The organism is Mesorhizobium kowhaii, assembly GCF_042431665.1.
Taxonomy (GTDB): Bacteria; Pseudomonadota; Alphaproteobacteria; order Rhizobiales; family Rhizobiaceae; genus Mesorhizobium; species Mesorhizobium kowhaii.
Window position 1 is genome coordinate 76,494 of record NZ_JBHLYT010000052.1, and the last position, 14,469, is coordinate 90,962.

The following is a 14,469-nucleotide window of genomic DNA, read 5'->3' on the forward strand; positions in this document are numbered from 1 at the left end:
GACCACACTAGCCCGTTCGATCACGAGCCGCAGGCGCGCCTTATGCCCGTCGCTGATGCCAAGGATGGTTCGGCCGTCCCGGAACCGGGGGCCGAAGGCATGGATCGGCCGCGCTCCATGGAAGACGAACTGCGCGAACAGAACGAACGCTTTTCGGCCGCCGTCGAGAACATGTCGCATGGGCTGTGCATGTTCGACGCCGACGAGCGCATGATTATCTGCAACGTCAACTACATCAACATCTTCTGCCTCGACGCCAGGGTGATGCGGCCCGGCATCCGGTTCCTCGACATCCTGCGCCACAGCGTCGACATCGGCATTGCCTCGCAAAGCGCCGAAGAACTCTACGCCATCCGCAAGCCCTATATCGACCAGGCGAAAGCCTCGACCTATGAGGAGACGCTGTCGGACGGTCGCATCATCCACATTTCGCATCGCCCGCTGGCTTCGGGCGGCTGGGTCTCCATCTACGAGGACATCACCGAACAGCGGCGCGCAGAGCGGGATCTCAAGGAGCAGCATCGCCGCTTCGACGCAGCACTTGCCAACATGTCGCAAGGCCTGCTGATGTATGACGCCGACGGCAGGCTGATCGTGCGCAACCAGCGCATTCTGGAACTCTACGGTGTCAGCGAAACAGACCTTCCACTGGGCATGGGTCTGCGCGAACTCCTTGAGCGGCTGGTACGCCTAGGTGTCTATCCGCCCATCGATATCGATCGCGAGGTCCTCAAAACCGAAGCCCGCCTGCAGGTCGGCCAGACGCGATCGACCCCCCGTCAGCTTGCCGACGGACGAACGCTGATGATCGCGCGTCGGCCGATGAGTGGCGGCGGCTGGGTCGCCACGTTCGACGACGTCACCGAAAGCAGACTGGTCGAAGAGCGCATGACCCATCTTGCGCATCACGACACGCTGACCGGACTGCCCAACCGCTCGATGCTTCGCGAACGGCTCGACCAAGCGCTGGAGGATGCGGCTGCACCGCTGGCAATCTTCTCGCTCGATCTCGATCGCTTCAAGGCGGTCAACGACACGTGGGGACATCCGGCCGGCGACTGGCTGTTGAAGAGCGTGGCCGAGAGGCTGCAGCGTTGCCTGCGCAATGAGACAGACATCGTCGCCCGTTTTGGCGGTGACGAATTCGTCATCATCCAGTTCCCTTTCAAAAGCCTGGCCGAAGCGGAAAAACTGGCGAAGCACATCGTCGCGGTGATCGCAAAACCGTTTCGCGACAAAAACCGGGACATTCATGTCGGCATCAGCCTTGGCATCGCCGTTTTCCCCGATGACGGCCGGGATGCCGACACGCTGCTGAAAAATGCCGATACGGCGCTCTACCGGGCGAAGAGCGAAGGGCGCAACCTGTACCGCTTCTTCGAGCCCGGAATGGACGCCATGGTGCAGGCGCGGCGCGCACTTGAGACCGACCTCGAGGCAGCTCTGCCGCACCAGGAATTCGACCTCGATTTCCAGCCGATCATGAATATAGAATCCGGCGAGATTGTCGGTGCGGAAGCCTTGATGCGCTGGCATTCGCCGACGCGCGGCACGGTGGCGCCGGACAACTTCATTGCGGTCGCCGAAGAAACCGGACTGATCGTGCCGCTTGGCGAATGGGCGCTGAGGAAAGCCTGCGCGACGGCGGCGAGCTGGCCTCCCGCCCTGCGCATCGCGGTCAATGTCTCGGCCGTGCAGCTCAAAAGCGGTGGCTTTGCCCGCAGCGTCATCTCGGCGCTGGCCTTTTCCGGCGTGCCGGCCAGCCGGCTGGAACTGGAAATCACCGAAACGGTGCTGATGGACGAAAGCGAGACCGTGCTGAGGACACTGCGTCAATTGCGCGGGCTGGGCATCCGCATTGCGCTGGACGATTTCGGCACCGGCTATTCCTCGCTCGGCTATCTCAGGCGTTTTCCCGTCGACAAGATCAAGATCGACCGTTCGTTCATCCGCGACATCGGCAATCGCGACACGGCGGCGATCGTTCGCACCATCATCGGGCTGGGGGCCGAACTCGGCATCACGGTCACCGCCGAGGGTGTCGAGACCGAGATGCAGCTCGACATTCTGCGCGGCAACGGTTGCGTCGAGGCGCAGGGCTATCTGATCGGGGTTCCATCAAAGGCAGCGGATATTCAGCGCCTGCTGAAATCGCGCGCGTTGCACAGCCAGACCGGCTGAGGTCGGCCCACCGTCAGCGCAATGTCTCGATGTATTTTTCGTGGAAGCTGACATAGCCCGGTTCGACCACCTTCAGATGGCGCTCGATCAGCGCATGAAACTCCGGCAGTTGATGAAACGGCACGCCGGGATACGCATGATGCTCGGCATGGAACGGCATGTTCCAGGCCAGCTTGCGGACCAGCCAGTTGGTCAGCGTGGTCCTGGTGTTCTCCAGCATGTTGGCGACGAACGGACAACGGCCGTGCTCGGCCAGGAGATAGAGGCGCAGAAACGGCTGCCCGAGCAAGGCCGGCACGATCCAGACATAGAGAAGCACCGTGAGCCGGAAATAGACGGCCAGCAGAATGAACACGGCATAGAAGGCAATCATGGCGCGCGCCTCGACGCGCACCTTGTAGTGCCCCTTTGGCGGAACATAGCTTCCCCGGCCTCGGTCCATCGCATTGCCATAGAGCGTCTTGAGATGCCCCCACCACGTCGGGATGCCGGAGACATGGACGAGGTATTGCCTCCATGTCTCCGGTTTGGGGAAAGCCAGCTCCGGATCATTGTCTGGGTCCTGGGTGTATCGGTGGTGGGCGAAATGGAAATAGCGGAACCAGTCCGCCGGCAGCGCGATCGCCAGGCTGCACACCCGCGCCACGGCATCGTTCAGCCACTGCCGTTCGAAGGCGGTGCGATGCACCGTCTCGTGCAACAGCGTGAACAGGAAGACGATCAGGATGCCTTGCGGCAGCATCAGCAGCTGCCAGAACGGCACCTTGGCGGCGATCAGCGATCCGATGACCACGATCGCGCCCCAATGAGCGGCAAGCTGAACGAGACCTGAGACATCCGACTTGGCGGTCAGGCGATTGCGCTCTTCCTGCGTCAACGATGCAATTACGTCGCGATGGTGCACTGCGTCATCCCGCTCGAAAATGTCGACGCTCATCGTATTCAACAAGAAAGCTTTCTAAAAACGAGGAATTCTGCGATTTAGATAAGGTCACCTTATCTATCGGGCATCATGATCGCTTTTCCATCCTTGCGCGGACTCCAGGCTTTCGAAGCGGCGGCGCGTTCCGGCAGCTTTGCCGCGGCAGCCGAAGAGCTTTCTATCTCCGCCGCCGCAGTCAGCCAGCTGATCCGGACCATCGAAGACCAGATGGGCCGCAAGCTGTTCAACCGGGTCAACCGCCGCGTCGTCCTCACCGACGCCGGCAGGGAAATACTGCCTCGGCTGACAACGGCATTCGGTGAGATCGGCAGCGTGTCACGAGAACTGAGCGGCGCCGAGTTCCGCTCCCGGCTCGTCGTGTCGGTACCGCCATCCATGGCGATGGGCTGGCTGTCGTCGCGCCTGGCAGGCTTTGTCGCGGCCCACGGCGCTGTCGACATATCGCTCAGAGGCGAAGACGATCCGGTATCGTTCGACCGCGATCTGATCGACATCCGCCTTTCCTATGGCCGTTCGCACTACCGCGACCAGGCAACGGAAGACATCGTCGGGGATGCCGTCTACCCCGTTTGCGCACCTGATCTCGTCGCGACGAATAAACCTCTGGACGCCACCGCCCTCACCGGCCTGCCGCTGATCCACACCGACTGGGGACCGACGGGCGCGTCGTTCCCGACCTGGCGCAACTGGTTCGAAGCGATGGGCATCGAGCCTGGCCGGGCAGCGCAACGCGGCCTTTCGGCGAATTCGTCGCGGGCCGCACTTGATCTTGCCATTTCCGGCCTTGGCGTCGCGCTGGCGCAAGGGGTCTATTGCGCCGAGGCCCTGGAAGACGGCCGGCTGGTCAGGCCCCTCGCCCAGGCGCTGGAGCTGCGCCAGCCCTATTGTCTGACAACCCCGGAGCGCAGCGCAAGACGCGATGTGGTGGCGGCGTTTCGCCAGTGGCTGATCGAGGAATGCGTGCGCGCGGTCAAATCGCCGGCGCTAGAGAGCCGTTGACGGCCAGTCATGGCCGCTCAGAGGTGCCCGCTCAATGCCTCTACCATGTCCTTGTTCGTCGCCACGGGAACGATCTCGAACTCCACCAGATCCGCCCATTCGATGACCCAGCGCTGCAGCAACGTGACGTCATCAGCCTCCACCAGCAGGAAGCAACGGCTCATATCCGCCGCGATCCAGCTATGGTGCACGAGAAGCTCCCCCGGCTTCAGGCGGCCACGGTCGCGGAAGCGGCGGTAGATCTCCTTGCGATCGCAACCGCGAAAGTCCTCGATCACGATGAACAGCATCTTTTCCCCTCGGTGATTACCGGCCTGGGCGGTCCAGCCGCTCCAGGAACCACTGCGTCAGCCGCACCCAGACCTCGTCCTTTTCACCGGAATCCTCCCAGCCATGGTCGAGGTTCGGATTGTCGTTGACCTCGATGACGAAGACGCCATCCTTGGTCTCCTTGAGGTCGACGCCATAGAGCCCATCACCGATGCAGCGCGCCGCCTTCACCGCCGTCTCGACAACATGCGCCGGCGTTTCCTTCAGCGTGAAGGTCTTGATGCCGCCCTGGTCGGGCTTGCCGTTGGCCTTGTGGTTGACGATCTGCCAGTGCTTCTTCGCCATCAGATAGTGGACGGCAAACAGTGGCTGGCCGCCGAGCACGCCGACGCGCCAGTCATATTCGGTCGGAATGAACTTCTGTGCGATCAGAAGGTCGGAATCCTCCAGCCATTCCGTGGCAAGCGTCTTCAGCTCCTCGAAGTTGGCGCATTTCTTGACGCCGCGCGAGAATGACGAATCCGGGATCTTCAGCACCAGCGGAAAGCCCAGTGTCTGCGCCGCCAGTTCGAGGTCCGAAGTGCCAGCGATCATCACCGTCGGCGGCACCGGCACCTTGTTGTAGGCCATCAGCTCGTTGAGATAGACCTTGTTGGTGCAGCGGATCATCGACAGCGGATCGTCGATCACCGGCATGCCTTCCTGCTGGGCACGGCGGGCGAAACGATAGGTGTGGTTGGAGATCGTGGTGGTCTCGCGGATGAACAGCGCGTCGTAATTGGCGAGCTTGGCGAGATCCCGCTTGGTGATCGGCTCGATTTCGACGCCCATCTTTTCGGCGATCTTGGCCCAGTAGCGCAGCGACGAAATCTCAGACGGCGGCAATTCCTCATGCGGATCGACCAGCGTAGCGAAGGTGTAGCGCGCCGGCGTGCGGCCCTTGGTGTCGCGCCACTCGCGGTTGGTGTAGGTCTCCAGGCACTGGATGAAGCTTTTTTCTTCGTCCTCGGTCATCCGCGCCAGCGGGTGGAAGCCGATCTTGCGAATCGAGGCCCATTCGGCGCTGTCCTTGATGTGGACTTCGAGCGCCGGCGCACGGAACCAGTCGAACAACAGCTTGGCGAAACGGTCCCAGATTTTCGATGGGCCGATGCCGAAGAAGATACAGACCTTGGTTGGAAAGGCGCCGCCGAGATCCTTGCGGCATTTGTTGAGTGCCAGCTCCAGTTCGGGCAAAGCATGTTCGTAGAGCTTGCGTTCCGACAGGTCGATCATCGTCTCGACGGTCGGAATGACCTTGTGGCCGCGCGAACCCGCCAGCAGCGAGGCATAGTAGCCGCGGCTCTGGTAGGCGTAGTTGTTCGACAGGTTGATGACCTTCGGCCGCTGGCCGCGAAACAGCGACGGATGCGCAAGATAGTCACGGTTGGTGATGATCTTGTGCGGTGTCGCCACCTGGTCGAGATCGCTCTGCCGGCCGGTAAGGATGACCCAGGTCATTGTCTGTCGCGCTTTCCCAGAGTGATGGCGGCACGCAGTCCGTCGCGGCCGAACTGCGCCATGTTCATGAAGATGCCGTAAGGCACGGGAATGTTGGCGGCATCAAGGATGGTCTCCTGTCTCTCGTCCTCGACCCAGGGATCGTGGATCAGGATATGGTCGCCGTCATCGCCGATGGCCAGCACCCAGTGCGGCACTTTCTTGCCGAACATAAGGAAACCGCTGATCAGCACCAGCACCAGTTTTCCTTCCGCGATCGCGGCGCGAATGTCGTCGATGGCGAATGGACGGTAATTCACCGGGATGCCGTAAAGTTCCGCGCGGCGGCGAAAGTCGACCTGGGCCAGTTCCATCACCCGGCGCTTGTCCTCACTGCGCACCGACTGCAGGAACAGCGCGCCGTAGAAGGAAACATAGATCTCCGCCGCAAGCCCGCTTTCGTACCCCGAGACAGCGAGGCCGAATGGTTCGCAGCCACCGGGTCCCGACATCATGAAGACAGTCGTCGCCTCGCGCCACAGTCGGATTTCCATGACCGGATCCGGCGTGAAGCCGCGATCGAAATTGGCCATCGCCATCATCAGGCAGCATGGACCGCAGGTGAATTCGCAGGTCTGCTGGTAGAACGGCACCTTGGTGGCGATCGGAATGTCGCCGCGCAAGGTCTTTTCATAGCGAAGCGCTGTCTCGCCATCCTCATAGTAGCCGGATTCGCGGCCGATCTTGCGATAGCCGGCCTGCTCATAGATGCGGATGGCTCGGCTGTTGTCCTCGCGCACCTCGAGACGAAGCATCATGCGGCCGTGCTCGAAGGCGGCATCTTCCGCAGATCCAAGCAGCATGCGGCCAACACCCAACCCACCGAAGAACGGACCGGTGGCGATCGAGTAGAGACGCGCCACGCCGCTTCCCTTGCGAAACAGCACGATCGCGTAGCCGGCCACGCGGCCGTCGATTTCGGCGACCAGCGTCTCGGCGGTTTCGCGCTCGATGAACAGGCGGAAGGAGCGACGGGAAATGCGGTCGCTTTGGAAAACAGCTTTCTCGATGGCGGCGAGATCATCGACGTCAGACGCGCGGGCCGTGCGGATCTCGGCAGGCATGCGGCTTGAGAAAACCTCGATTGGTGGTGGGAAATGCCCTACTCGAAAACGTTCAAGACATCAGCCGAAAATACTGATGGCCACAAAGCGCTATCGCACCTCGAATAGGGCCGAATTGTGACAGATTCGGCAACAGCCCAGCGATGCAAAACGCTTTGAATGGGATCACTATTTGTGCATTGGCGCCGCCATCAAAAGCGACGCCTTTCAACTGGCCAGGCCGGCCAGAAGCTGGCCATAGGCGCTCTTTGCCACGACGGCCAATTGCTCGCGCGGCAGCGAGCCGACAACGGCGCAGCCATAGCCCTTGTCCAGCCAGTAGACGGCCTGGGGGCCGTTTTGCGCCGATGTATAGGTTCCCTTGGCATTCTGCGCCGATTCCGCCGTGACGAAGAGGGATATGCGCTCGCCCTTGTCGTCCTCATAGAGCAGCATCGCGGCCTTGCTTTCGCCGGCCGGCAGCAACCGGCCGCCGATCAACTGGAAACCGTTCGCGGTCAGGTCCGGCGCCACAAGCTTCAGCCCGACCCGGTTGGACAGCCAGGTCTGCAGATGATCCTTGTCGCTCGCCGGCACTTCGACCGCATGCCGCTTTTCGGCAGCGAAGACGACATGGGCCGCGATTGCCTGTTCGGCCAGCCGATCTTCCGCCGGATCCTCCTGTCCGGCGCGGTCGATGCCGGCAAGGTATCCGCCAAGCCCGCCAGCGACCACAAGCACGGCCGCCGCAGCGGCAAGCCACCAGCGCGAGCGTGACGCCGCCGCCCTGACCGGCGTCTCGCCTAGCACGACCTTGCGCAACCGCGCTGGGACGGCTTCGTCGAGCACGCCGGCGAAGGCGGCGCGAAGTGCTGCCCGGTCGGCGGCGAAGCGGGCGCTCCTGGCCTTCATCTCGGGATTGGCGTCGAGCCACGCATCGTAGGCGGCGCGCTCGTCGCCGGGCAGCTCGCCATCGAGCGCCATGTGAATGTCACGTTCGGAAAAGTCGCGGCGGATCATTTCTCGACGATCCTTATTGCGCGGCGGCGCGCCGTGTCGTCCAGCAACCCGCGCAATTCCTCACGCCCGCGCGCAATGCGCGACATCAGCGTGCCTGCGGGGACGCCGAGAATGTTGGCGGCTTCGGCATAGGAAAAACCTTCAACGGCGACCATGACGAGAGCCGCGCGCCGGTCGGGGCTGATCGCCTGCAATGCGTCGATGATCTCGCGCGAAGCGATGCTCTCCACCTGCTCGGCCGGCTGGGCCACCGCCTCGCCCGCCTCCAGTGGCAGCATCGTCGCTTCTCCGCGACGGTTCACCTTGCGCATCTGGTCGATGAACAAATGATGCATGATCGTAAACAGCCACCTCCGGGGGCTTTCTCCTGTCTGCCAGTTGTCGAGCCGCACAAGCGCCCGCTCGAGGCAATCCTGAACGAGATCGTCGGCAGCATCGCGGTCGCGCAAAAGCGAGCGTGCGTAGCGGCGCAGTCGCGGTATTTCGCCAAGGATTGCTGCCTTCTTTTCGTCCATGACCGCTGGTTCTGAGGTCGCCCTTGTTGATCCCGATTGAACGCGCCTTCTCGGCGTGGCGCAAGCGGCCAGCGCGAAGCGGTCCGCCGCCCCGGTCACCCAAGCAATGAGATAACGAGATGGGCGACCGTTTTATTCCCGCCTAAATTGAGTACCTGTCGTCACTGCTCGCCGACGGGTATTTTCACCCTCGCTGCCCGCGTCAGCAAGCGCTGGTAGAACAGGCCGATGCCGATCAGCACCGCGCCAAGGCCGATGAAGGACAGCGCCCGCAGCACGCCTTCCAGCTCCGACATGTCGAAGATGAAGACCTTCAGCACGGCGACCGAAATCAGCGCGGCGGAGGCAATGCGCAGCGCCTGTGATTTCAGCCAGACGCCGGCGGTGAGCAGCGCCACGCCGATAACCAGCCAAAGCGCCGAATAGGTGTAGGTCTCCAATTGGCCAAGACCGCTCCACAGGCCGATGAATTCGCCCTTGAACAGGCGCCTGACCGACAGGGTGGCATAGGCGAAGCCAAGCACAGCCGCCACCAGCGCCAGCATCTGCGCATACCATTTCGGCCGCTTGTCCCTGGCGTAGAGCGCCAGTGCCCCGGCGGCGACCGCCGGCAGGAGATAAGCGAGGAACAACAGGTTGAACACCGGGATCTGGCCGGTTGATTCGTCGGTGAACAGCGGATTGAGCACCACGAAATGCCGGACACCGATGAAGGCGACCGAAACCACACCGGCGGCCATCGAACCATAGCGCAGCACCGAGCTTGGCGAGCGCATGTCGATGGCGACCAGGATGGCGCCGGCGCCGATGGCGATCAGCGTGTAGATCGCCTGCTCGGCGAGCGTCATCGCCCCCGTGTCGATGACGCCGCCATGCATGGCATGGCGCACCAGCATGGCCAGCGTGAGCAGCGCAAACAATGCCGCCGCTGCTTCCATGGCGAGGCGTGGGCGGCCGTTGGTGGTGCGGGCAAGCTGCCAGGCGGCGAAGCCGAAGGCGAGCGCCGGCACGCCGTAGCCCGGCAGCAGCCAGTTGAACACCGGTGTGGTCGACAAGAATTCGGCGCCGACGATGGTCGGGTCGAAAGCGACACGGCCGAGCACCGCGATCACCGCGCCAACCGAAATCCAGCCGAGCACCGGATAGGAGCGCCAACGCGTGGCCAGCGCCGGCACGATGGCCGCTGCACCGAGCAGGATGGTGGTCCAGCCGGAACCGAAAGCCATATGCAGCATCAAGAGGCCAGCGATGGCCGCACCGCCCAGGGCAAACGACACCGCCACGCCGCCCTCGAGCGGCGGTTCCTCGCCGCGCGCGATCCACTCGCTGCCGGCGGCGAAAACCACGACCAGCAGCGCTGCGACAGCGGCGTAGACAAGGTCGCGGTCGACATTGCCGAAGGTGAACCAGAGCGCCAGCAGGATGACCAGCGGCACGATGACGCCCCACGCCGCCCATGAGGCCGCGCGGATCCGTGTCGCGGCGGCGAACCTGTGGGCGGCCCAGAAGCCGGCGCCTATGAAGACCAGGCCAAGCGCGATGCCGATGCGCAATGTCAGCGCGTTGGATGTGGCCACAGGCAGGCCATCGACGCCCAAGGCGCCGCCCGAAAAGTCGGAGGCGATCGAGGTCGGTGGGATGATGCCGAGATAGATCATCACCGTCACCAGTCCTGCGGCATAGAGGAGCGGCAGCGCCAGTGGGCGATAGAGCGCGACGGCCACCATTGCGGCGATCAGCACGGCGCCCGGCAAGGCATCACCGGCTGCGATGAAGGCCGGGTCGACTGACAGGCCCAGCGCCGAGAATGCGACGAACAGGCCAGGCACGATGGACGGCCAGTCGAAAGCCCTGGCTGGTCCGGCCTCGTCGCCACGGCGGCTGAGCCAGACAAACGCAAGCACGGCCAGCGTGACGGCGTCGATGAACAGGATGGTGGAGAGGTTCGCGCCGGGCGCATCGGTCATGTAGAGGATGGTCCAGACACCGGTGCCGAAAAAGGCCGCCGCCATCAGCAACGTCCAGTCGCGCATGCGGGCGATGACGGCGGTGGCGGCAAGCACGATCGCGAGATAGCCGAACAGTGCCCAGGGATTGGGCGCCTGCGAGGCAACCAGCATCGGCGTCACCATGGCGCCGATGAGGCCAATGCCGGCCAGCGCCTGGCCATGGACCAGGGCGGCTGCGATCGTCGCCACGCCGATGGCGCCGAGCAGCGTAAAGGCGAGCGCCGGGCCGATGAAGCCGTAAATGCCATGCGCGGCATAGACGGTGCCGAACAGGATGAAGGCACCGGCCGCCGTCAGGATAGCCGGAATATAGGCGCCAGCGGCACCTTGCACCGGCACCTTGAAGCCGGTGCGGCGGATGAACTCGCCGCCGGCGACCAGCACCAGGCCGAGAACCGCGGCCATCGTCAGCCGCACGCCCGGACCGAAAATGCCGGCCTCGATGGTGTAGCGGATCAGGAACAGACCGCCCAGCGCCAGCGCAATGCCGCCGACCCAGACCGCCCAGCGGGTGCCGAGCGCGGTTTCGACATCGGACTGGCGGGCGGCTTTCGCCGCGGCGGCCGGCTCGGCAGGTTCTGCCGCCTTCAGCGCCGCATCACTTGGCGCCCATGGCCCGGACACGGCCTCGCCGGTCAGGGCTTCTGCCTCCGCGGTGACCGCCTCGCTCACCGCTGGCGAGACGATATCGGTCGCCACGACCGGAGCCACATCGGCGGGCGCTTTGTCGGCCGCTGCCTGTTCGGACGGCTTGGCCGCAGGCGGCACGACGCCCGAAAGCACGAGGCTGCGCAGAGCGCCAAGCTCGCGCTCGACAAGGCCGATGCGGCTCTGCTGGCGCGAAATGATGACGAACAAAGCGATGATGGCGACAAGGCCGATCAGGCTTTCAAACATGGCGGTTCCCCCAAACCAGGCCAGTTTTCACTGACGTTCAGTCTCACTGACATTCAAATGCGGCGGCCAAACGGCCGGAAACTCAACGCGCCGCCAGATTGGCGGCCGGAAAGATCGAGCATGTTTCGGTGCCGAAAGCCAGCAACTTGCCGCCGGCATCCTTCAGCGTCGCTTCCGACACCGCCAGCGTACGGCCCTTGTGGACGACTTTGCCCTCGCAGACTACCTCGCCTGTCTTCGGTGTGATGGGCCGGGTCAAATTCACCTTGAACTCCGCCGTTGTATAGGCCTCACCCTTTTCGAGCAGCGTCTGCACGGCGCAAGCCAGTGCCGAATCGAGCAGCGTCGCCGCCCAGCCGCCATGCACGCTGCCCAGCGGGTTGAGGTGGCGCTCGTTGGGCACGCCACGGAACACCGCACGGCCTTCCGACACTTCGGTCAGCGCGAAGCTGAGCTGGAAGGAGATCGGCGGCGCCGGATACTTGCCGTCGATGATACGCTGCAGCAAGTCCAGGCCGGTGTATTCCAGAATGTCGGCGTGCGGAATCGTGCCGAGGCCGAGCGGTGAGACCCAGCCCGGATACAATTCGACCTCGCTCATGTGATGATTTCTCTGGCGGCATCCTCTCCGGCTATGGTCTTGCTGCGCGCGTGGTGTTTGCGCAGTGCGGCAAGAAAGCCGGCGCGGGCGTCGGGCGGCTCTATGCCGCGCGGCTCATAGACGTGGCGGGTGAAGAAGAAGCCGGTCAGCCGGAAGGCGTCGTCGACCGCCGCCGGATCGCCGCGCAGGCCGGAGCCGCGCTGCAGGAAGGCCGGCAAGGCCAGCATCTTGTCGCGCCATGGCAAGCCTGCTTCGCGCGATACCGCGCGTCCCGATTTGGGCGAGACATAGGCCAGGTCCTGCCGCGTGCCGGTGGCGGCGCATTGACTGAGATCGAGGCCAAAGCCGAGTTCGTCCAGCACCAGAAGCTCGAAGCGCGCCACCAGTTCGCCGGCAGCGTCGGCATCGTCGAGATGGACGATCATCACGGCAAGCGTTTCGTAGAGACCTTCATGCGCGTCGCGCTCCGGCAACAGGCGCAGATGCGCGGCCATGGTCTGCAGCCCATAGACGGCCACCGCGCTGTCCATCAGCCGGGCGGCGTTCATCTCGATCGCCTCGGCCTGGAACGTGCCGAGATGCTCGTCAAGCCGCGCCCGCCACAACAAGTCGACACGATTGCCGGGTTGCAGGACAGGCTGCTGCTTGTGCGAACGGCCGCCACGCACGAGACCGAGATGACGGCCATGCGCGCGTGTCATCACCTCGAGAATGGCGCTGGTTTCGCCATGCTTGCGGGTGCCGAGAATGATTCCCTCGTCGCGCCATTCCATCTCCAGAGCTTTTCACCGGTTGGATGGCGAAATCAAGGTGTGGGTTTTGGCTCCTGACAGACCGGCACCGGGACAGTGCAAAAAAAACCGCCCGCAGCATATCGCTGCGGGCGGCCTGGTAAGGTCAGTCGATCCGTTAGAACGAGCGCTGGAAGCGGAGAATGCCGCCGACGCTGCTCTTCTTATTGGCCTTGGTCCAGTTGTTGAAGTCGGCGTCGTCGAACTTTCCAGCATTGAGGTAGTCGACTTCAGCCGTGACCGTAAAGCCGGGCACAACGGTATAGGCAACGTTAGCGGCGATGCCGAGGTTCTTCCAGTCGTCATAAGAGACCTGGGCGTTGAACGCGGTCTTGTCGTTGAACTTGTAGGTGCCGCCGCCCCAGACTGCCCAGTTGCCGCCCCACTGCTTGTAGAAGCCGCGACCGCTGGCATCGATGGCGTTGCCCGCATTGTCGTTGAGGTTGTCGTCCGTGCCGTAGCCGCCGATGATGAACAACGTCAGTTCCTTGCTGACATTGACGTCCAAACGGACCTTGCCGGCCACTTCCTCGTAATTGCTGTCATAGGCGACGACGCCGGTGACCGCACCCCAGTCGCCCTTGTACTTCAAGCCGCCGACGACATGCGGAACATAGCTGTCGATGGTGCCGACCTTGCCGGCGCCTTCTTCGAGAGAGACCAGCCCCGTGAAGCCGTTGCCTGCGTCGAAGTAGTACTGAACGACGTTGCTCTCCTGCCCGCCATACGGAACCAACGTATCCTGGATGACGTTGCCGGCATAGCCGATGAACGTATCGAAAGCCGTATCATCCTTGCCGACGCGCAGGCCGCCGAGCTGAATCCAGGCATAACGCAGCGAGAGAGACTTGTTGCGGCCTTGCCAGTCGTCCGCATTGGAGGCGCCCTGATCAAGATAGTCGCCACTGCTGTTGCCGTAGTTGAAGCGGGTCTCGGTGTAGGTCTTGAGGGTACCGAGCTCGGTCTCCTGACCGGTCCAGGTCTTCAGCGTGAAGCGGGTGTTCTTGTAGTAGGTCGAGTGCGTGTCGCCGGCGCTCTGGTGGTCGGGAACGTGGTTGACACCATCCAACGAGCCGGCATCGCCGATGCCGATGTCATAACGGACGTAGCCGCCGATGCGCAGGCAGGTCTCGGTGCCGGGAATATAGAAGTAGCCGGCGCCATAGACGTCGCAGATCTTGACGTATTCGGCCGGTTCCGGTTCGGCGACGACGACAGCGTCAGCCGCGCGCGCCGCTGACCGCGATCAGTGCCGCGGCTGAGCCGAGAAGAAGGCTCTTGATGTTCATTTTCTGACCTCTCCAGTCAAAGTTTAAAATGGCTTCGGATTTGTGGCCGGCGGCAATGTTTTCCCGCCTCACCCCCACAACGAAAAAGGCTCGCACCGCTCCCCCTTTTCGGTGGCGAACATACCCATCGATCTTCTGCCTTCAATGACGATTCCAGAAATAAGTCCGATTCCTCTAACAGATTAATTCTGTGTTGCACAAATAACACTCGTTAGAATTACCGCCGGCACAATTGGAACAACGTCATATATTCAATATATATCAAGATAATTTCGTGGCTAACGACCTTTTGTAGGCAAATAGTTTCTACAATTACGCCATATGTGCGGATATAAGCCTATCTTAGCGAAAAACATCTGGATATTTTTTCGC

At 62.8% G+C, this 14,469-nt stretch carries 11 protein-coding genes and 1 pseudogene; 2 read left to right on the plus strand and 10 right to left on the minus strand.

Annotated features, from left to right (window positions below; all coding sequences use genetic code 11):
• Window positions 1-42: 42 nt before the first annotated feature.
• Entirely contained in the window at window positions 43-2,181 is a 2,139-nt protein-coding gene (locus ACFFNA_RS26765; RefSeq protein WP_378922932.1) for a putative bifunctional diguanylate cyclase/phosphodiesterase, read from the plus strand.
• A gap of 13 nt (window positions 2,182-2,194) precedes the next feature.
• Here the strand turns inward: ACFFNA_RS26765 and ACFFNA_RS26770 are convergent, their stop codons facing one another.
• On the minus strand, window positions 2,195-3,085 hold the full coding sequence (locus ACFFNA_RS26770; RefSeq protein ID WP_378923091.1) for a fatty acid desaturase family protein: 891 nt from the start codon (window positions 3,083-3,085) through the stop codon (window positions 2,195-2,197).
• Window positions 3,086-3,193: 108 nt separating this feature from the next.
• On the opposite strand from ACFFNA_RS26770, the gene ACFFNA_RS26775 reads away from it, so the two are divergent.
• Window positions 3,194-4,123: a LysR substrate-binding domain-containing protein gene (locus ACFFNA_RS26775; RefSeq protein ID WP_378922934.1), complete on the plus strand. Its 930-nt coding sequence runs from the start codon at window positions 3,194-3,196 to the stop codon at window positions 4,121-4,123.
• 17 nt (window positions 4,124-4,140) lie between these two features.
• Here ACFFNA_RS26775 and ACFFNA_RS26780 read toward each other — a convergent pair whose 3' ends face one another.
• The 9 genes and pseudogenes from ACFFNA_RS26780 to ACFFNA_RS26820 all read right to left on the minus strand — a co-directional run bounded on the left by ACFFNA_RS26780 (window position 4,141) and on the right by ACFFNA_RS26820 (window position 14,097).
• Window positions 4,141-4,413, minus strand: a complete 273-nt coding sequence (locus ACFFNA_RS26780) for a DUF3303 domain-containing protein (protein ID WP_378922936.1) — start codon at window positions 4,411-4,413, stop codon at window positions 4,141-4,143.
• Between the two features lie 16 nt (window positions 4,414-4,429).
• Entirely contained in the window at window positions 4,430-5,893 is a 1,464-nt protein-coding gene (locus ACFFNA_RS26785) for a RimK family ATP-grasp domain-containing protein (RefSeq protein ID WP_111549185.1), read from the minus strand.
• Window positions 5,890-6,996: a peptidase C39 family protein gene (locus tag ACFFNA_RS26790; RefSeq protein ID WP_378922938.1), complete on the minus strand. Its 1,107-nt coding sequence runs from the start codon at window positions 6,994-6,996 to the stop codon at window positions 5,890-5,892. The genes ACFFNA_RS26785 and ACFFNA_RS26790 overlap by 4 nt, the downstream gene beginning before the upstream one ends.
• Window positions 6,997-7,203: 207 nt before the next feature.
• Complete coding sequence (locus tag ACFFNA_RS26795) at window positions 7,204-7,995, minus strand: anti-sigma factor family protein (RefSeq protein ID WP_111549183.1); 792 nt, start codon at window positions 7,993-7,995, stop codon at window positions 7,204-7,206.
• Window positions 7,992-8,510: a sigma-70 family RNA polymerase sigma factor gene (locus tag ACFFNA_RS26800; RefSeq protein ID WP_378922940.1), complete on the minus strand. Its 519-nt coding sequence runs from the start codon at window positions 8,508-8,510 to the stop codon at window positions 7,992-7,994. The genes ACFFNA_RS26795 and ACFFNA_RS26800 overlap by 4 nt, the downstream gene beginning before the upstream one ends.
• Window positions 8,511-8,671: 161 nt before the next feature.
• Window positions 8,672-11,416 (minus strand): DUF2339 domain-containing protein, encoded by a 2,745-nt coding sequence (locus ACFFNA_RS26805; RefSeq protein ID WP_378922942.1) that lies wholly within the window; start codon window positions 11,414-11,416, stop codon window positions 8,672-8,674.
• 82 nt (window positions 11,417-11,498) lie between these two features.
• Window positions 11,499-12,017: a PaaI family thioesterase gene (locus tag ACFFNA_RS26810; protein WP_111549180.1), complete on the minus strand. Its 519-nt coding sequence runs from the start codon at window positions 12,015-12,017 to the stop codon at window positions 11,499-11,501.
• Entirely contained in the window at window positions 12,014-12,790 is a 777-nt protein-coding gene (gene recO / locus ACFFNA_RS26815; protein ID WP_378922944.1) for a DNA repair protein RecO, read from the minus strand. Before recO ends, ACFFNA_RS26810 begins: the two co-directional genes overlap by 4 nt.
• A gap of 136 nt (window positions 12,791-12,926) precedes the next feature.
• A pseudogene (locus ACFFNA_RS26820) lies at window positions 12,927-14,097 on the minus strand (porin).
• Window positions 14,098-14,469: the final 372 nt, after the last annotated feature.